This is a genomic window from Priestia sp. TRM10, from assembly GCF_057808375.1.
Genome location: NZ_JBJZOT010000016.1, coordinates 213,988 through 232,182, shown reverse-complemented (window position 1 = coordinate 232,182; position 18,195 = coordinate 213,988). Strand labels below are relative to the sequence as shown.

Sequence of the window (18,195 nt, the reverse complement as noted above, 5' to 3'; positions counted from 1 at the left end):
TAGGTGTAAAAAAATGTCGAAAACTTAAATAAGTTTTCGACATTTTTATCCATCTAGTTGTTGCACGCTAAAGAGACTATAGTAACTTTCTTTTTTCTTCATTAGCTCCTCATGTGATCCTCTTTCTTTAATTTTTCCATTTTCTACAAGAACAATTTCGTCTACATGTGTAATCGTAGATAATCTGTGAGCAACAATGAATGTCGTACGGTTTTTTGCTAACTTTTCAACGGCTTCTTGAATAATGTGTTCACTTTCCAAATCAAGTGCAGAAGTTGCTTCGTCAAAAATAAGAATTGGTGGGTTTTTCAAAAATACGCGAGCAATCGCAATACGTTGTTTCTGACCTCCTGAAAGCTTGACACCTCGTTCTCCCACTTTTGTATCGTATCCTTCAGGAAGTTCTAAAATGAAGTCATGAGCATTTGCTGCTTTAGCGGATTCGATAATTTCCGCTTCACTTGCTTCTGGGTTTCCAAAAGCAATGTTGGCACGAATAGAATCACTAAATAAAACATTATCCTGCATAACAATTCCTATTTGGTCGCGCAAGCTTCTTACTTTGAAAGAACGAATATCCTCTCCATCAATGCGCAAAACCCCTTTACTTACATCGTAAAAGCGAGGAATTAAACTAATAATTGTGGATTTTCCTCCTCCGCTCATTCCAACAAATGCGGTTGATTTTCCACTTGGCACATCCAGAGAAATGTTATGAAGCACTTCTTCATCTTCATAAGAAAAAGAGACATTTTCAAAAGTTACTCTTCCTTTAATATTCTTACATTCTTTTGCGTCCGGCTTATCTTCAATATCGTACTTTTCATCCATAAATTCAAAAACACGATCCATTGAAGCAATTGCTTGAGTTAAAGTTGTTGAAGCGTTAACAAGCCGGCGTAACGGGCTATAGAGACGATCAATATATGTAACAAAGGCAACCATCGTTCCCACACTTAAGCCGCCTTTTATAGCATAATAACCTGCATAACCAATTACTAATAAAGGGGCAAGATCTGTTACTGTGTTAATAACTGCAAATGTTTTGGCATTCCAACTTGTATGATCAACAGCTCGTTTTAAAAAATTACTGTTATGCTTATCGAATTCTTTTTCCTCATGTTCTTCAGCTGAAAAACTCCTGATAAGCGAGATTCCTTGCACTCTTTCGTGGAGATGACCTTGCACTTCTGCAAGAGCTTGAGATCTGACGCGAGTTAAATGACGCAGCCTGCCGTAAAAGTATTTAACAGTGAAAGCATAGACTGGAAATAAGACAATCGATACAATAGTTAATTTCACATTCATTGTAAACATGATAGCAATCGCAATAAAAATAGTTGCTGTATCAAGCCAAACGTTCATAAGTCCTGTAATAACAAAGGTTTTCGTTTGCTCCACATCATTGATTACTCTTGAAATCACTTCTCCAACTCTCGTATTTGCGTAAAAACGCATGCTTAGACGTTGAATATGATCAAAAAGCTTTCTTCGAATATCGTATAAAATTTTGTTAGCCACCCACTGTGCGTAATATTGACGATAATATTCAACAGGAGGACGAAGAAGGCCAAATATAACAAACATAAATCCCATTAAGTAAAAGAGTCTTGTTAATTTTTCACTGTCTGAAAGAGTATTCCCTCCTAAAATATTATCAACAACGTATTTTAAAATAAGCGGGATGATAAGAGGAAAAGAGAATTTAACAAGACCAATAATAATTGTTGCAACAATTTTCCATTTATATGGTTTTACAAATACAAAGTATCTTTTTATGCTACTCAAACAAGGCCCCCCTCATATATAGAAAAAACCTGCCAGAAAGGGAACAGGTTAAATGCGCGGTCTTCGATATGTTAAATACCTTTCATACCACATATCAATAAAGTCTGGTGCAAACGGTCCTTTTCTTTGTCGAATCCAGTTTTGTAAATTTTCTAGGTTATATTTTAAAATTCGATCAATGACAAGTGGATAATTCATCTTCTTCCGATGCTCTTCATATTCATCTTCATCAAGAATTGTATAGGTCATATCAGGAAACACCTTAATATCTAAATCATAATCAATGTACTTTAATGCACCTTCTTCTAAAATGAATGGCGAGCTAATGTTGCAATAGTAGTAGATACCGTCTTCTCTAATCATGCCAATCACATTGAACCAATGCTGAGAATGAAAATAGCAAATTGCGGGTTCTCGTGTCACCCATTTCCGACCATCCGATTCTGTTACAACCGTTCTATCATTGCCACCAATCATAAGCGTTTGGGTACCTTTTAAAATCATCGTTTCATCCCAAATGCGATGGATATGGCCATCATGCTTATAGCTTTGGATTTCAATTGGCTCTCCTTCCGCTGGTTGAATCATTTTTTCCCCTTCTTTCTATTTTAGAACTCTTCTCGTTTGTTTATGAATCTTTTATGTACTGCTTTGGAGTTCTCCCTTGTCCACTTTTCGTCTACCTTGTTTAATAACTACAATTATTCGTTCGTAACTACATAGGCTCTTTACCATTATAACTTTTTGGAGAACAAATTAAAACAAATGGGGGTGCCTAGAGCAAACAATTCACTCCAGACGCCCCCTTTTTACCTATTTAAAAAGCGGTTCTTCTACCGCTTCTTTTTCATACGTTTCGATAATTGATGCAGTTTGATTTTGAAACGTTGTCTGAATATCCTTCAGCTGCTGTTTCATGATTGAAATCTCTTCTTGCAAAGAATTTAATTTTGTTTCTTCTTGAAGCACTAAAAGCTCTCTTTCAATCTCTTGGCAACGTTCTATTTCTGATTGAATAAACAACAGCTCATCCATTGTCTTCATTTGCTTCACAACTAACTGATCAAATTTTTGCACGCGTTTCCCTCCACTTTATCATTAGTATGGGTAGATGCTTCACGTCCTGCGACTTACTTCACTAGTTTAATTCTTGATTAACATGCTTTTCCCTTTGCCGAGATATGTAAAGTTTAGACAAGTTTTGTCACAGAAAAAGACACTTCCTATCCGAATGAAGGAAGTGTCTTTTGAAATTACAAATTAGCTGTTTTGGTTTTTATTTTTGTTAGCTTGAGCGTTTTGTTGCTTCACGTGTTGTACATCAGTTTCAGCAGCATACTCAGTGCCATATTGGCCTTGGTTAGCTTGAGCATTTTGTTGTTTTACATGTTGAACGTCAGTACCCGCTGTTGTTTGGTTTTGATTTTTCTTTGCCATTGTCTTTCACCTCCACGAAAATTAATATGTCCAGAAGGTGAAAGAACTATCCAAAATTATTTATTTTTTTTACACAAGCAGTGAACGACCACCATCAACAATGATTGTTTGTCCACAAATCATGCTTGCTCCTTCAGATAAAAGGAACATAACTGTATTTACGATGTCATCCATTTCAACCATACGTCCTGCAGGTGTATTTTCTCTTGCATCGTTTAAAAGCTCTTCACGGTTTGGAAAATGCTTTAATGCTTCCGTGTCTACAGCACCACCTGAAACTGTGTTAACTTGAATATTCTTCGGTGCAAGCTCAACAGCTAAGTAACGTGTTAAAGCTTCAACAGCTGCTTTTGAAACTCCCACTGTCGTGTAGTTCTCTAAGTAGCGCATAGAACCAAGCGAGCTAATTGTAACAATTTTACCTCCGCCCGTTTTTTCCATTCTTTTTGCCGCTTCTTGAGCACAGAATAAATAACCTTTGCTATTAATATCCATTGTCCAGTTCCAATGCGTTTCCTCAACTTCCATAATTGGACGAAGAACACCTGATGCTGCATTGCTTACAAAAACGTCAAGACGGCCAAAAGTGTGATCAATTTCAGCAAACATTTCCTTAATTTTCTCCACTTTTCCAACGTTTGCTTTCACAACTAATGCACGCTGTCCAATGCTTTCAATTTCAGCGGCTAGTTCAAGGGCTGCGCTTTTGCTACGTGCATAGTTAACAACAATGTCATACCCTTCCTTTGCTAAACGTAATGCTGTAGCTCTGCCAATTCCACGACTACTTCCTGTTATTAAAGCTACTTTATTTTCCATCATGACACCTCATTTTAAATTCATTAATCATCTTAATTTGCTATTTTATTGTAATGCTTACCGTGTATAAGACACAAGCATTGTTGTAAAAATAAAACGAGCACGCACAAGGCTCATAAATTTCACAACACGTGTATGGAGGGACGCCCATTATGTATGTTGGACGCGATATGACTGCTCTTTCAATGATAGGGAAAGAGGAGTGGAAAGACAGCGAACTTGCTTACTTTCATCACTCTCTTCAACAAATCATGCCCTATCTTAATAGTGAAGGACAAACGATTCATCGTCAAATTATGAATGAAATCCAAAATCGCGGTGGCCTTCATCGCAGAGAAGGCGACTATACGCATGGAACTGAAATAGTGTATGACTAATACTTCCCTATCCGAGAAAGCTCGGGTAGGGTTTAATCTTGTTGACGTTCCTTAAATGCCTTCTTCATTTTCTGATGTGAAACAGGAAAAGCGTATTGCTCTGCTTCTTCCCATGTAAGAAGTTTGAGGGTTTCGCTCTCTTCTACTTTCCCTCTAATCTTTCCTTCGTAGACTGTAATATGCCATGTAAGATGTGAAAAAACGTGACTAATTGTTGTAAAAGGCTGTCCTATTTCAGCTTCCACCCCATATTTTTCTGTTAAGAATGCTGTTAATTCCTCTTCCTTAGAAAGAGCTTTCTGAATTTCAACATTTGGAAATTCCCATAAATTTGCAAGCAGTCCTTTACTTGACCTTTTATGAATAAGAACTTTCCCACTTTCATCTGTTAACACTGCTGCTGCAAGTTCCACAGCTTTTACAGATTTCTTACTTGTCTTAACTGGCAATTCTTTTTGTGTGCCTTCTTCAAATGCCCTGCAATGTTCCTGAACAGGACAAAGTAAACAGGCTGGAGACTTTGGTGTGCAAATAAGAGCGCCAAGTTCCATCAATCCTTGATTAAAAAAAGAGGGATTCTCATGCGAAATTATGGCATAAACAAGTTCATCAAAAAGCTTGCGTGTTTTTGGCTTCGCAATGTCTTCCCATACAAACAAAATACGGGAGAGAACACGCATTACATTTCCATCAACAGCAGGTTCTGGGACGCCGTAGGCAATGCTTAAAATAGCTCCTGTTGTATATGGTCCAACTCCTTTTAGCTTAGACACTTCGTCTTTTGTTTCAGGCACAATGCCACCATACTCGTCGCGCACTTCCCTAACCGCATGCTGAAGATTGCGCGCTCTGGAATAATAGCCAAGCCCCTCCCATGCTTTTAATACGTCTTCTTCATCAGCATCAGCCAAATGTTCAAGTGTTGGAAATTTACTTATAAAATTATTAAAATAAGGAATAACAGTATCAACCCTTGTTTGTTGAAGCATAATTTCAGATACCCACACTTTGTACGGATCTTTATCTTGGCGCCACGGTAAATCACGCTGCTCTGCTGTAAACCAACCAATCAAATCTTCTTGAAATTTTGCTATATTAAAATCCTTTACAATTTCTTTACTTTGTTTCATGTGCTATCCTCCGAGGTATTATGATAAATATGAATATAGGGATTCTTCATTTCTTCCCATTCCATTCTATTGTCTGTTTAATATAGATAATAAAAGCGTGTAATAATTACAATATTTTCTTCTATATAATGCTTCTTCTTGTTAAACACTATAGGTAACAAGCTTCCATAAGTTGTCACCTATACACCAAAGCTACAATGAAACTTGATGAACAGAGTTCAAAAGCGTTATAATCCACATAATCCAATTTGCAATACAGCAAATTGTTTAAATAATAACATGAATCACGAGAATTTAGCCTAACATATATTTGTTACGACCTGTTAGAACCGAACGATTAGGAGGTCTTTTTTTGGATACTGGAACACATATTGTTATGGGAATTGCTTTAGGAGGATTAGCAACGCTAGATCCGACTGTTTCTTCTCATTTAGATACGAAAGAAGCTGTTATGATAGGAGCTATTGCAGGATCACTTATTCCTGATATTGATACGATATTGAAATTAAGAAACAACGCTAAATACATTCGGAACCATCGCGGGATTACTCACTCGATTCCTGCCGTTCTTCTATGGCCGCTTCTTATTACATTTATTTTGCATCTACTTTTTCGAGATGCCCACCTTTTTGATTTATGGATGTGGACATTTATAGGAGTCATTATTCACGTTTTTGTCGACATTTTCAATGCCTATGGAACACAGGCATTTCGACCCTTTTCTCAAAAGTGGGTAGCGCTTGGGATTATCAATACGTTTGATCCGTACTTTTTCACTATCCATATCATTGGCATAATCATTTGGGCTATTGGTGGAAGTCCTGGTCCAACCTTTATTACGGTTTTTGGCGTTATTATCGTCTACTATTTTATCCGAATTGCAATGAATCTTACCTTGCGTCATAAAATTAAAAAACAACTTCCAAATGTAGAAAAGATTATTATTTCACCAACAATGCGTTTCAATCGTTGGCATCTCGCTATCATTGCTAAAAATCACTTTTATGTGGGAAATGCCACAAACGGAGAAATCAAAGTCCATGATGTTTTTGACCGGATGGAAGAACCTTCATCAGCGCTTATGGAAGCAGCAAAACAAGATGAAAACTTATCAGCATTCCTTTCATTCTCACCTATATACAGGTTCGAGACTGCAGAGTATAGCGATCATATTGAAGTACGCTTTATTGATCTTCGTTATCGAAGCAAAGGATATTATCCGTTCGTAGCCGTTGTTCAGCTTGATTTTGATTTAAATATCATCTGTTCCTATACAGGATGGATCTTTAGTGAAAAGAAACTCCGTAAAAAACTAGATTATTTACCAAATTAAAAAGAAGTGGGTTTCCACTTCTTTTTAATGTTTTAAATCATCTTTACTATCCATTAGCGCTTTAAATTTTGGATTGCTTGTTTTGAACTCGTGCAGTCTCGGTCCATAATGATTAATCCAGTTTGTTACAATCTGCTCTGTTAACTCCTGTCCTTTATACTCCCGACCTGCTTTAGCATATGTTGCTTCAAAGTCTTCCCATAAAAGCTCAATCCATGTTCGTGCTTTGGCATATGATAGGCTATCGTTCTTCTCTAACAACATTGTTGTTAAACGCTCAAAAATATCTTCCATTTTCTCATTTCCTTTCTGTTCTAGGGCAATATCTGGTTACATATCACGCTAAGCTTATAGCATATACTAAACGTGCATAAGGATGTTCTTTATGCACGTTACTTCTAACAAGGGGGCGAACGCACGATGCGAAATAAAGCAAAAGGATTCCCAAATCAAAATAATAACAAATTTGAAGGTGAACCGCGAGCAAAAGCTGAATATGCGTCAAAACGAGCAGATGGAACAACTAATACGCATCCGGCTGAACGCATGCGTGCTTCTAATGAACGCGCGGATTATTAACTCTAACGAAACATAATTCTGGAGGTGCTCACAGTGGGAAAAAATAGACGAAATCGATTTTCAAATCAAGGCTATCAAAACCCATTTCAACAAGCATGGTCGAGTCCAAAACATGCGTCTTCACAAGTGAATGGCGAAACTCAACAAACTCAAGGATTAATTGTGTTAGAAAAACAAATGCGCAAATATCAGTCGTAACTCCCTCAGATAAAATGAACAAGCAAAAAGCATGTAAGACAAGCTCTTACATGCTTTCGCTTTGTTTCAAAAGAGAAATAGGCAGCGCTTCTTCTTTGTGAGGTTCATCTGTACGAACTCCCCATGCAAAAACGCCATTTAAATAATCAATTTTGAAGTAACGGCCAGGATCCCCTTCGATTTCATAAACTTCCCCAGGTTTGAAATGATCAGGATTTAACAAATAGGCTTTGGCAAGAACCATCTTTCTCTCTAATACAGCGTACTCATTCACAATCCCAAGTTGTTCCGCTTTCCGAGCTTTCTCACCAAGCTGACTAATTTCTTGCCTTAACTCATATTCTGTGTACTCACTATATCTTTTCTCCATCTTCGACCCCTTCTTCCCCTCTTGTTTATATGATTGTTTTAATAACATCATTACGTGGTAAAGGTTACAAAACCTTTTTTCCTATATAAAGAAGCTTTGAAGGCTTCTTTATTGTTTAAATTGTAGCAAAAGATCGCATAAATAACATATAGTTAGTCATTTTGCTGGGCTAAATAATCAAGAAGCTTGTTTATTTGTTCAAGTGGGAAGCCTTTTTGATAAAGATGAGTTTTCATTTTCTGTGTGTATTGAAAATCCTCATATTTACGATAGCGTCGATGAGCTTTTTCGCCTTGTTTTTTTAAGGCTTCCCACTGCTCATCTTCATCTTTCTCAAGAGAGACTTCATGAAGTGCTTTTGTGATAAGAGAAAGATCGAATCCTTTTGTAAGCAGGGTGGTTTTAGCTTTTTGCTTCATCATCTTTTCAGACTGCTTCTGGCTTTTCTTTCTCGTTTTTTCAATCAGCTTAAGGGCATTTTCCAACTGAAGCTCTTCATCATATTCAAGAAGAGACTCTTCAATATCAGAACCTGTAATTCCTTTTTCAATCAGCTCTTGCTTTAAAAGTCCAGGACCCTTTGAGTTTGTTCGCATGTTTGTGCGAACGTAAGCTTTCGCAAATTCTAAATCGTTAAGATACCGATATTCAAGCAGTTTCTCAATTGCACGACGGATTGCGTCGTCACCCATTTCTTTTGTTTGTAAATACTGCTGAACTTCTTTTACGGAGCGCATGCGGTATGATAAATAGGTAAGAGCTAAATTATGCGCCTTTTTAACATGATCTTCATATTGAATTTCGGCAATTTCGTCGTCTGTTAAGTTTTGTCCTTTTCTAATTGCAAAAGTTGTTAGTACATATTCATCAACGCTGAACGCATATTCTTCACCTTTTCCGTAATCAAAAAAAACATTATAGCGCTCAGTATTCTTCTTTTGTGTTGTGATTTTAGTAACAACAGGCATTTCGGTTCACCGCCTTTATTAATGTATTTTATCCCTTATAAAGGAGAGGATTTTATGAAAATTGCTATTGCCGGAGGAACAGGATTTGTCGGTTCTAAGCTTGCTGATAAACTCATATCCGAACATCATGCTGTTTACATTTTAACACGAAATAAAGAAAAAGCTTCGACAACGCCTCACTTGCATTATGTTCCATGGCTCACAAAAGGAACAAATCCTGAGGTTGAGCTAGATGGTGTTGATGCTATTATAAATCTTGCTGGAGCGTCCATTCAAAATAGATGGACAACAAAAAATAAACGCTCCATTTTTGATAGTCGGGTTGCAGCGACGAAGTCAATTGTTCATATGATTCAAAAAATGAAAATGCCACCGAAAGTTCTCATAAATGGAAGTGCTGTTGGATACTATGGAACTTCTGAAACAGCTGTATTTACGGAAGATTCTCCTTCACAAGGAGAGGATTTTCTCGCAAAAACAGTAAAACAGTGGGAACATGAAGCTAAAAAGGCAGAGAAATATGGAGTAAGAACAGTTTTCACCCGTTTTGGCATTGTGCTAGGAAGTGACGGAGGTGCGTTTCCAATGATGAAAATGCCATATAAAATAGGAGTTGGCGGAACGATTGGTACTGGAGAACAGTGGGTATCATGGGTGCATATTGAAGATGTTGTTAATATTCTTCAGTTTTGTATAAATGAAAACATTAGCGGCCCTGTTAATGTCACCTCCCCGCAGCCAGTTCGAATGAAAACATTCGGAATGGAGCTTGGTGCATCTCTAAATAGGCCTCACTGGTTAAAAGTACCGAGTCCAGCTATTAAAGGTGTACTCGGTGAAATGAGCATGCTCGTCTTAGAAGGCCAAAAAGCATTGCCAAAGAAACTTGAAGAACACGGCTATAAGTTTTTGCATAAAGAAATAAGAGAAGCATTTAATACTTTAAAGAAAAGATAATCTTCGATATTTTAAAGGTTATTTTTTCTTCTATCATGGTAAAATAGGTAAAAAACTACAGGGGCTAAAACTATGAAGAAAATCTTGTTTAAAAATGCATCTGTTTTTCCAATTACAAGCGAGATGTTACCAAAAGGCGATGTGCTTGTTGTTGGCAATAAAATTGAAGATGTTAGACCAAGCATTGAGTTAACTGAAGAAATGGAAGTTATCGATTGTAAAGGATTGTTTCTATTCCCAGGGTTTATTGATGTTCATACACATCTTGGTCTTTACGATGAAGGAACTGGTTGGGCGGGAAATGATGCGAACGAAACCATTGAACCCCTAACTCCTCATATCCGAGCATTTGACAGCGTTCATCCGCTTGATTCAGGGTTCGCTGATGCAATTGAATATGGCATCACAACCGTTCATGTTATGCCTGGAAGCATGAATGTAATAGGTGGTACAACATCTGTTATTAAAACAGGTGCCAAAAACATTACAGATTTACTTATGAAAGAAACAGCAGGTCTAAAAATTGCGCTTGGTGAAAACCCAAAACGTATTCACAGTCAAGGAAACAAAGACTCAATTACACGAATGGGCATCATGGGAATGTTGCGAGAAGCTTTCTATGAAGCAAAATATACAGATAACCCAGATAGCTTACGCATCCAGCCACTTGTAAAAGCATTGAATCGTGAAATTCCTGTACGTATTCATGCACATAGAGCTGATGATATTTTGTCGGCTCTTCGCTTTGCTGATGAATTTGAACTTGATTTACGAATAGAACACTGTACAGAAGGGCATCTCATTACTTCTGCCTTAGGAGGACGAGATTTAAAAGTTTCCGTAGGCCCAACATTAACACGCCGTTCAAAAGTTGAACTCCGTAATAAGAGCTGGAAAACTTATAGTGCCCTAACAGAACAAAATGTTGAAGTTTCTATTACAACAGACCACCCTTACACACCTGTTCAATATCTAAATGTATGTGCCTCCCTTGCTGTTCGGGAAGGTTTAGATGAGCAAAAAGCACTTGAAGGTATTACTATTTTCCCTGCTCGAAACTTAGGCATCGATAATAAAGTTGGCAGCATTGAAAAAGGAAAAGATGCAGATCTTGTTCTGTGGAATTATCATCCCTTCCATTACTTAGCAAAGCCTTTTTTAACAATGATTGGTGGAGAAATTTTCTTTAAAAAAAATTAACATTTTGCCTATTCCTTTTTACAAAAAATTTTAGTATTATATCTAAGAAGTTTTCATTTACGACCTTAAGATTTTGCTGAATATCTTCTTTTACAGTCTAAAAAAAGATATTCATTTCTAATAAAAGTCGTCACTTTTTTTAGTCAATACTGTTTTCTGGAAATGGGAAGGCAAATGGTGCGCCACCAAGTTTTACTTGGTTCTAGTGGGTTCGATTCCCACCCCGAAATTTTTTTGAACTTATAAAAAAATTTCGAGGGTGGTTTTTTAGCATGCTATCATTCTGCCCTCGCATGGAGGGGAACCCTATGTTAAAAAAACGTGATTTACATGATTGTCAAAATTTATATGAGCTTATGGTGCATCCAGAAGTCTTCCCTTTTGTGCGTCATAAACCGGCGTCCTATGATGAATTTATTTTCATAACAAAACAGCTTCTTGAAGCAGAAGAACGAGGAGAGCTTATATCACGAACAATTACAGATGAATGGGGTGCTCCAATTGGCACCATTAATCTATTTGATATTGAAGAGGGAGCAGGATTTCTCGGCACTTGGCTTGGTAAACCATATCATGGAAAAGGATATAACCAAGTAGCAAAAGATGCTTTCTTTGATGAACTATTCTATGAGCTTGGAATGGAGCGTATCTTTATGAAAATTCGAAAAAGCAATATTCGTTCCATTAAAGCAGCTGAAAAACTTCCATACGTTATTAATGCAAATGAACTTTATAAAAGCTTATATAATGAAATTAATGAAAAAGAAGATACGTATCACCTTTTTGCTATTCCAAAAGATCTCTACACTCTTTATCGCTTACGTCAACAAGACGAGGAACAGCAAGCAAAAGAGGCATAACAAGCAGTCAAATGACTGCTTGTTTGTTTAGAATAAATTCATAATAATACTAATGACAACGATTATCCCGATAATCATTAAAATGGTCCGAATCATCCTATCCTTCCTTTCGTTTAAAGATATTGAAAATGGATAAACTAAAACTATAACAGTTTGGAGGGATCTTCTATGCCAGAAAAAAAGAAACATGATCGCTTATCAAGAAATACACTTTCAAGTTCACAGCAAGTAACATACTCACATGAATTTAAAATGGCAGATCGAGCAGGCGGCTTTACACCAAAACGCTCAAAATAATCTTATTTCTTCACACATATGTTGTCCTTTCTTAACGCAAACTATTTGTTGAAACGCACTATTTCTACGTTAAGAAAGGAGAATTTTTTATGAAAGATAAAGAACAAGAGAATTATTATAAAGAAAAATTAAAAATGCCAAAGCATGTAAAACCAGATGGTCATGATATTGAGTATTCAGATGAATTAGCTGATACAGAAGATTTAAAAGCAAAGGAACGCTCCATTGCTTCTCATAAGCGCCAGAAAAACCAGTAGTCATTCTACTTATACACAATATAATCCACAATTTTAAGAAAATTGTGGATTATATTGTGTATTACTTGTTTTTGGAGCTTTTTAATGTGGACAAGAATGGGGACAAAAATACCTTTTTCATCCACAAAACTGTGGATAATGTGTATAAAGTTGTTAATATTCAGACTTTATACACTGTTTTTAGTGAAAATTCTTGTGGATAACTAAAAAAGAAGCCTTGAAGGCTTCTTTTTTAGTTTGCATCTACTACTTTACCTCTTGAAAGGACTTTCTTAGTTAAGCTTACGTTCATCTCTTTTGCAAACTGCTTTAATGTTCTTTCTTCACGCTGTGTAACAATAGAAACAACTGTTCCTTCTTTTCCACCACGTCCTGTTCGACCTGAACGATGTGTATATTGAGTCACATCTTGTGGAAAATCAACATGAATCACGTGAGTTAAACCTTCTACATCTAACCCGCGTGCAGCTACATCTGTTGCTAATAAAAGAGGAATGTCTCCTTTACGAAGCATTTTTAGAGCTGTTGCACGTTCTTCTTTTTTCGCTTCACTATGCAAAACACCAAGCGAAATGCCTTTATAATCTAACTTTTCAGCAGCAACAACAAGATTCCCGATATCACGTACAAACCCAAGTGCTTTCACCTTCTCAGCATGAAGAAACTTACGTAGCACATCAAGCTTTTCTCGCCCTTCACAAACAAAATAAATATGTTCTACTTTCGCCGCTGTAAGCTCATCACGCTCAATTTTAAAGATGTGTGGCTCTCCACTCATTAAGTCATCTGCAAGCTGCTCTGATTTTCCTGCTAACGTTGCTGAAAACAATAAGACTTGACGCTCACTTAGCGAAGATTTGATAATATCCTGAACAGTACTAATGTGTTCTGGAATAAGAAGTTGGTCACCTTCATCAATGACAATTGTCTTCACTTCATGCATCTTGAACTTCTTCATTTTAATTAGTTCATTAACACGGCCAGGTGTTCCGAATGCAATATGTGGGCGGTTTTTCTTCAACTTCTCAACTTGACGTTTTACGTTAGCTCCTCCAATAAATGAGCCAACTTTCACATCGCTTCCTTTTGTCCACTTTTGAGCTTCTTCAAAAATTTGCATAACTAACTCTTGTGAGGAAGCAAGGACAACGGCTTGAATATGCGGCTTGCTTGGATCAATCTTCTCAATTAAAGGAAGTAGGTAAGCAAGTGTTTTTCCTGTTCCAGTTGGGGACTTTGCAATAACGTCTCCACCCTCTAGAATTGCAGGGATAGCCTTCTTTTGAATGCCTGTTGGTGCTTCAAATCCTGCTTCTTCCCACTTTTCTTGCAAAAACGGCTGAAATGATGATAAAAATTCTTGGTCTTTCATGAAATTCTCCTTTATTTACAATCTAAGTTTTTCATCTATTGGTAAATTTATTTCTTACTCTTTTCGTTCAATGATAAGTCTATAGTTTATTAACCCTTTTCTATAGTAACAGGAGATATACAAAAGGGAAATAATCAACAGTCGTTTTCTTTCCCTTTTAGGTACGAGAATATGTAATAGGTTGTACAAAAAGAATGCTTTGTGCTCCCTTCTACACCTAGCAAAAAAAGATGATAAAGGAAATAGGCTAAGGTAAAAATAAGCTTATTCCTCTATCTTTTGCTTTACGACCCGAAAATAGCAACTTGTTGATCTTGCAAGAAGAACGTTTGGTTTCTCCACTTTAGCGTATTTAATACATATCCCAAAGCATCTGCATTATAGCGACCCGCAATTCGCTGATAAGCTAAAAGCTCATACACGCCATCTCGATCGAAGTCCACAGGATACAATCCGCTAATTGGATTGACAAACCCACTAATGGGCTCTTTTAACGTTCCATCACTATTATATATCTCGTCTAAATATTGCTTATCTCTTGTCGAAATATCAATGATGTATTTTTTCTGATTCCGCTCGCTTATGACCTCTACTTTTTTATCGTTTTTATACGTGACTTCATACTTATAGTAGTCATTATATACATTTGAATCAAAAATTAGCCGAGGTGTGAGGTTTACAAATGAATAGAGGTTATGATACATCATTCCACCGCTTCCCCCTGAATCAATGCTTACTAAAATATCATCTATTTTATCTCCTGTAACATCTCCCACAAATAATGATGGACCATATCCTGCATCTTCTGTTAATGGCACGCTTACTACCTTTCCTGTTCTACCATCTTTCACAAGGAGACGAAGATGCTGAATAAAGGGACTATCAGCCGTCTTCTCCCCGACTAACGAGATATAATCTGGCACCTTATCTCCTGTGACATCTCCTGTTGTAAAGGCTACAGTGCTTAGATGTTGTCTGAAATAGTACATAGTCTTCTCCTTTTCAAATCTTTTTGTATCAGTATATGGGCGACAAAGAGATATTGCGACTAAAAAAGGGAACAAGAAATATCTTATTCCCTTTGCTATTTCAAGCTCAGTGTTGTCACACTTTCGACGTGTGCTGTTTGAGGAAACATGTCCACAGGCTGAATGCGCTCTACTTTATAGAGTTTTGTTAAGATCTTAACATCTTTAGCAAGAGTTGATGGATTACATGAAACGTATACGACTTTTTTCGGCTTGACGTCTAAAATGGTTTTTAGAAGTTTTTCATCACACCCTGTGCGAGGAGGATCGACAACAACGACATCTGGTTTCCAACCTTCTTTTACCCATTTCGGCATCCAATACTCAGCTTTTCCAACTACATAATAAGCATTGTCATAGCCTTTTGCTTTGGCATTTTTATTAGCGTCGACGATGGAATCTTCAATAACGTCCATGCCACGGATTTCACCTGCTTCATCAGCAAGCCAAAGACCAATCGTTCCGACGCCACAGTAAGCATCTACAATTTTTTCTTTTCCTGTTAAACCAGCTTCTTTTTTTACTTCGTTATAAAGTTTAACAGTTTGCGTTGGATTCAACTGGAAAAAAGCACGAGCTGATAAGTCAAAAGACAAGTCGCCAAGTACTTCCTCAATGGTTTCTTTTCCGTCTAACGTAAATGTCTTATCTCCAAAAATCAGTGACGTTTTTTGACCGTTCACATTTTGCATAATGGATTTCACTTCTGGAAGGCGCTTTTTCACTTCTTGAATAAGAAGATCTTTTTTAGGAAGCTCTTCTTTAGAAGTAATAAGAACAAGCTGTACTTCTCCTGTTGAAACTCCAATACGAGTCACTATTGTACGAACAAGCCCCTTACGTTTACGTTCATCATAAATCGAAATTTTCAAATCTTGAAGAATTTGTTTTACATTGTTAATCACTTTCGTTGTTTCAGGACGCTGTACAATACACTCGTTAATATTAATAAGACGATGCGAATTTGCTCCATAAAGGCCTGCGATTACTTTTCCTTTTAAAAGGCCTACTTGGAACTGAGCTTTGTTACGATACTTCCATGGCTCTTCCATTCCAATTGTTTGTTCAAGCTTTTTTTCTAAATTGCGCACATTACCATGACGTTCAAATGCCTGAACAACAATGTCTCGTTTGGCTTTCAACTGCCCTTCATAGGTTAAATGCTGAAGCTGACAGCCGCCGCACTTTTCATAAATTGGACAGGGAGCTTTGACACGCTCGTCGGACATTTTGCGAATGCGTTTCACACGTCCTTCGGCAAATTTATGTTTCACATTCGTAATTTCCGCGATAACTTCTTCATTTGGAAGCGCTCCTGGAACAAATACAACTTGCTTTTTAAAATACCCAACACCTTCTCCATTAATGCCGAGTCTTTTGATTGTAAGCGGCACATGTTGTCCAACTTTTACTTTCATCTCAACCTTTTCTCTCTTCTGGTTTGTTTTCAAAAGGTTGCACCTCCTTCAATGTTATTCAATGCTTTTCCATAAATACAAGCTTGCATAACTTAAATATGGAGCCCATCCCTCACTAAGTTCATCCATTTGTAAAAGGGTTGGTCGCTTTTCTAAGTTAAAAAGCTTAGCAACAGCGTTCTGTAAGCCAAGGTCTGCTTTCGGAAATAAGTTTTGTCGTCCACATCCTGCCATTAAGAAATTTTGGGCTGTCCACGGACCAATGCCGCGAATTTCAACTAAAGTTTTAACAACTTCTTCATCAGGAAGCTCTTGTAAAGATTCCAGGGACAAAGTTCCTGAAACAATTTCCCTAGAAACACCAAGAATATACTCTGCTTTACGCTCGCTTAATCCAATTTCGCGGAGTTCTTCAATAGAGCGAGCAACCATTTCTTCTGGCTCTGGGTAGACAAAAACTTCGTCTACCATTGTCCCGAATGTTCTCACAAAGCGAGCTGTCAAAAGATCTGCAACTTTCATACTCACTTGCTGATGAATAATATTTTTCACTAAACATCCATAAAGGTTAAATTCACAAACAAGCGGAGAGCCGCGAAACTTTTTAAAAAGTGGCGCTAGACTTGTTTCTTTAAAATGATCTTCTACTTTTTGTAAGTCTCGATCAAACTGAAAAATGCGTGAGAGCTCTTCCATAACTGCTTTTTCATCTAGAGAATCTTCACTATAGATAACACACGAAGGCTCTTTGACAGTTCCAGTACTTTTTATATAAACAACAGTAGGGATATTATGAATCCGTAATGGTACTTTCATCCCTTTGTAGTCATGATCAATGTTGTGTAAAGAATCCAGAGAAAGACGGGTAAAAACGTGGGTAAAATCATATGGGGATTTTAATTTCTTTTCTATTCTCATTTCCCTTCCCCCTCCTTTTTGTCAACCTTATAATAGTAAACGAACTAGGGGCTAAAACGCAAATAGGAAAAGCCTGCTTAGTCAGCAGACTTCTCCTTTTGCTTTTCGTTTACTAAATGATCCAAAGATTTGAATTTATATCCTTGCTTTTTCAAATCAATGATGGCACGCTCAAGTGCTTCAGCATTGTCTTTTGACACTGTATGAAGCAAAATGACAGCCCCTGGATGGATTTGTTCCATAATATTATCGTATGCATAACGCCATCCTTTTTGCTGATCTGTTTTCCAGTCCACAAATGCAACAGACCAAAAAACTGTCGTGTATCCTTCATTACGAGCTACTTCTAAAACACGCTCACTAAAAACCCCTCTTGGTGGTCTCAAGTAGCGCATCTCTTTTTTTCCAGTGATTTTTGTATATTCATCTTTTACACATTTAAGCTCTTTTTTTAATCGTTCATCACTTACTTGTGTAAAATCTGGATGATGCCAAGAATGGTTTCCAACAATATGGCCTTCTTTCGCCATTCGCTTTACAAGTGAAGGCTCACTCTCTAGAAACTGACCTGTCACAAAAAACGTTGCTGTGACATTCTGTTTTTTCAAAACATCTAAAACACCTGGTGTATATCCATTTTCATAACCATTATCAAAAGTTAGATAGACATTTTTGTCTTTACCAACGTAAAAAGACTTTTGCCTTTTCAACATTTCTTCATACTGCTTTCCAACTTCAGGTTTTACATGGTCTTTGTTTTTCGCAAATCCCCAGTTGTAAGGTGTGTTCGAAGAACTTGCTGAGATACTCATTGGCAATGCTAACATCATGCATAGCACGAGAAGAAAATAACGCATCCCCTAGTCCCCTTTCAGTCATTTACTGTTAG

The 18,195-nt window shown here is 37.1% G+C and carries 23 protein-coding genes; 9 read left to right on the top strand and 14 right to left on the bottom strand.

The window, feature by feature from the left end; all coding sequences use genetic code 11:
• Positions 1 to 45: 45 nt before the first annotated feature.
• From ACK3CR_RS25325 to fabL, 5 genes are all read right to left on the bottom strand, one after another.
• The gene (locus tag ACK3CR_RS25325; RefSeq protein ID WP_328123879.1) at positions 46 to 1,788 is read right to left on the bottom strand and encodes an ABC transporter ATP-binding protein; all 1,743 of its coding nucleotides are present in this window, start codon (positions 1,786 to 1,788) and stop codon (positions 46 to 48) included.
• A 48-nt stretch (positions 1,789 to 1,836) separates the two neighbouring features.
• Positions 1,837 to 2,376: a nucleoside tri-diphosphate phosphatase gene (gene ntdP / locus ACK3CR_RS25320; RefSeq protein WP_243514955.1), complete on the bottom strand. Its 540-nt coding sequence runs from the start codon at positions 2,374 to 2,376 to the stop codon at positions 1,837 to 1,839.
• A gap of 225 nt (positions 2,377 to 2,601) precedes the next feature.
• Positions 2,602 to 2,865 carry a YgaB family protein gene (locus tag ACK3CR_RS25315; RefSeq protein ID WP_040060651.1) on the bottom strand — a complete coding sequence of 88 codons (264 nt, stop codon included), beginning with the start codon at positions 2,863 to 2,865 and terminating at the stop codon, positions 2,602 to 2,604.
• Between the two features lie 183 nt (positions 2,866 to 3,048).
• Positions 3,049 to 3,225 carry a gamma-type small acid-soluble spore protein gene (locus ACK3CR_RS25310; RefSeq protein ID WP_488976283.1) on the bottom strand — a complete coding sequence of 59 codons (177 nt, stop codon included), beginning with the start codon at positions 3,223 to 3,225 and terminating at the stop codon, positions 3,049 to 3,051.
• A gap of 69 nt (positions 3,226 to 3,294) precedes the next feature.
• The gene (gene fabL / locus ACK3CR_RS25305; RefSeq protein WP_019390612.1) at positions 3,295 to 4,044 is read right to left on the bottom strand and encodes an enoyl-[acyl-carrier-protein] reductase FabL; all 750 of its coding nucleotides are present in this window, start codon (positions 4,042 to 4,044) and stop codon (positions 3,295 to 3,297) included.
• 152 nt (positions 4,045 to 4,196) lie between these two features.
• Between fabL and ACK3CR_RS25300 the strand changes: the two genes are divergently transcribed.
• A complete protein-coding gene (locus tag ACK3CR_RS25300; protein WP_124051563.1) occupies positions 4,197 to 4,421 on the top strand; it encodes a hypothetical protein in 225 nt (74 codons plus the stop codon).
• A gap of 32 nt (positions 4,422 to 4,453) precedes the next feature.
• Here ACK3CR_RS25300 and mutY read toward each other — a convergent pair whose 3' ends face one another.
• On the bottom strand, positions 4,454 to 5,551 hold the full coding sequence (mutY, locus tag ACK3CR_RS25295; RefSeq protein ID WP_488976282.1) for an A/G-specific adenine glycosylase: 1,098 nt from the start codon (positions 5,549 to 5,551) through the stop codon (positions 4,454 to 4,456).
• A 352-nt stretch (positions 5,552 to 5,903) separates the two neighbouring features.
• Between mutY and ACK3CR_RS25290 the strand changes: the two genes are divergently transcribed.
• Positions 5,904 to 6,884 (top strand): metal-dependent hydrolase, encoded by a 981-nt coding sequence (locus ACK3CR_RS25290; protein ID WP_243514966.1) that lies wholly within the window; start codon positions 5,904 to 5,906, stop codon positions 6,882 to 6,884.
• Positions 6,885 to 6,908: 24 nt separating this feature from the next.
• Here ACK3CR_RS25290 and ACK3CR_RS25285 read toward each other — a convergent pair whose 3' ends face one another.
• Positions 6,909 to 7,178: a YfhJ family protein gene (locus tag ACK3CR_RS25285; RefSeq protein ID WP_061802465.1), complete on the bottom strand. Its 270-nt coding sequence runs from the start codon at positions 7,176 to 7,178 to the stop codon at positions 6,909 to 6,911.
• A gap of 126 nt (positions 7,179 to 7,304) precedes the next feature.
• Between ACK3CR_RS25285 and ACK3CR_RS25280 the strand changes: the two genes are divergently transcribed.
• Both ACK3CR_RS25280 and ACK3CR_RS25275 read left to right on the top strand, forming a co-directional pair.
• Positions 7,305 to 7,463, top strand: a complete 159-nt coding sequence (locus tag ACK3CR_RS25280) for a small, acid-soluble spore protein K (RefSeq protein ID WP_019390607.1) — start codon at positions 7,305 to 7,307, stop codon at positions 7,461 to 7,463.
• Positions 7,464 to 7,496: 33 nt separating this feature from the next.
• Positions 7,497 to 7,661 (top strand): YpzG family protein, encoded by a 165-nt coding sequence (locus tag ACK3CR_RS25275; protein ID WP_243514969.1) that lies wholly within the window; start codon positions 7,497 to 7,499, stop codon positions 7,659 to 7,661.
• Between the two features lie 46 nt (positions 7,662 to 7,707).
• On the opposite strand, the gene ACK3CR_RS25270 is transcribed toward ACK3CR_RS25275, so the two are convergent.
• The gene (locus ACK3CR_RS25270; RefSeq protein ID WP_019390605.1) at positions 7,708 to 8,031 is read right to left on the bottom strand and encodes a YfhH family protein; all 324 of its coding nucleotides are present in this window, start codon (positions 8,029 to 8,031) and stop codon (positions 7,708 to 7,710) included.
• A 152-nt stretch (positions 8,032 to 8,183) separates the two neighbouring features.
• Complete coding sequence (gene recX, locus ACK3CR_RS25265) at positions 8,184 to 8,999, bottom strand: recombination regulator RecX (RefSeq protein WP_488976281.1); 816 nt, start codon at positions 8,997 to 8,999, stop codon at positions 8,184 to 8,186.
• Between the two features lie 54 nt (positions 9,000 to 9,053).
• On the opposite strand from recX, the gene ACK3CR_RS25260 reads away from it, so the two are divergent.
• The 5 genes from ACK3CR_RS25260 (at position 9,054) to ACK3CR_RS25240 (ending at position 12,570) form a co-directional block, all read left to right on the top strand.
• The gene (locus tag ACK3CR_RS25260; protein ID WP_243514975.1) at positions 9,054 to 9,956 is read left to right on the top strand and encodes a TIGR01777 family oxidoreductase; all 903 of its coding nucleotides are present in this window, start codon (positions 9,054 to 9,056) and stop codon (positions 9,954 to 9,956) included.
• A 72-nt stretch (positions 9,957 to 10,028) separates the two neighbouring features.
• Complete coding sequence (locus tag ACK3CR_RS25255) at positions 10,029 to 11,156, top strand: amidohydrolase (protein WP_243514977.1); 1,128 nt, start codon at positions 10,029 to 10,031, stop codon at positions 11,154 to 11,156.
• 308 nt (positions 11,157 to 11,464) lie between these two features.
• Positions 11,465 to 12,016: a GNAT family N-acetyltransferase gene (locus tag ACK3CR_RS25250; protein ID WP_243514979.1), complete on the top strand. Its 552-nt coding sequence runs from the start codon at positions 11,465 to 11,467 to the stop codon at positions 12,014 to 12,016.
• Positions 12,017 to 12,184: 168 nt separating this feature from the next.
• A complete protein-coding gene (locus ACK3CR_RS25245; RefSeq protein ID WP_019390600.1) occupies positions 12,185 to 12,313 on the top strand; it encodes a YfhE family protein in 129 nt (42 codons plus the stop codon).
• Between the two features lie 89 nt (positions 12,314 to 12,402).
• The gene (locus ACK3CR_RS25240) at positions 12,403 to 12,570 is read left to right on the top strand and encodes a YfhD family protein (RefSeq protein WP_019390599.1); all 168 of its coding nucleotides are present in this window, start codon (positions 12,403 to 12,405) and stop codon (positions 12,568 to 12,570) included.
• Between the two features lie 232 nt (positions 12,571 to 12,802).
• Here ACK3CR_RS25240 and ACK3CR_RS25235 read toward each other — a convergent pair whose 3' ends face one another.
• The 5 genes from ACK3CR_RS25235 to pdaA all read right to left on the bottom strand — a co-directional run bounded on the left by ACK3CR_RS25235 (position 12,803) and on the right by pdaA (position 18,163).
• Complete coding sequence (locus ACK3CR_RS25235) at positions 12,803 to 13,942, bottom strand: DEAD/DEAH box helicase (protein ID WP_243514982.1); 1,140 nt, start codon at positions 13,940 to 13,942, stop codon at positions 12,803 to 12,805.
• Positions 13,943 to 14,226: 284 nt separating this feature from the next.
• Positions 14,227 to 14,931 (bottom strand): VCBS repeat-containing protein, encoded by a 705-nt coding sequence (locus ACK3CR_RS25230; RefSeq protein ID WP_243514985.1) that lies wholly within the window; start codon positions 14,929 to 14,931, stop codon positions 14,227 to 14,229.
• A gap of 95 nt (positions 14,932 to 15,026) precedes the next feature.
• Positions 15,027 to 16,388, bottom strand: coding sequence for a 23S rRNA (uracil(1939)-C(5))-methyltransferase RlmD (gene rlmD / locus ACK3CR_RS25225; protein ID WP_328123887.1), 1,362 nt, complete (start codon positions 16,386 to 16,388; stop codon positions 15,027 to 15,029).
• 54 nt (positions 16,389 to 16,442) lie between these two features.
• Entirely contained in the window at positions 16,443 to 17,306 is an 864-nt protein-coding gene (locus ACK3CR_RS25220; RefSeq protein ID WP_243514988.1) for a DNA-3-methyladenine glycosylase family protein, read from the bottom strand.
• A gap of 77 nt (positions 17,307 to 17,383) precedes the next feature.
• Positions 17,384 to 18,163, bottom strand: a complete 780-nt coding sequence (gene pdaA, locus ACK3CR_RS25215; RefSeq protein ID WP_243515001.1) for a delta-lactam-biosynthetic de-N-acetylase — start codon at positions 18,161 to 18,163, stop codon at positions 17,384 to 17,386.
• Between the last annotated feature and the right edge of the window lie 32 nt (positions 18,164 to 18,195).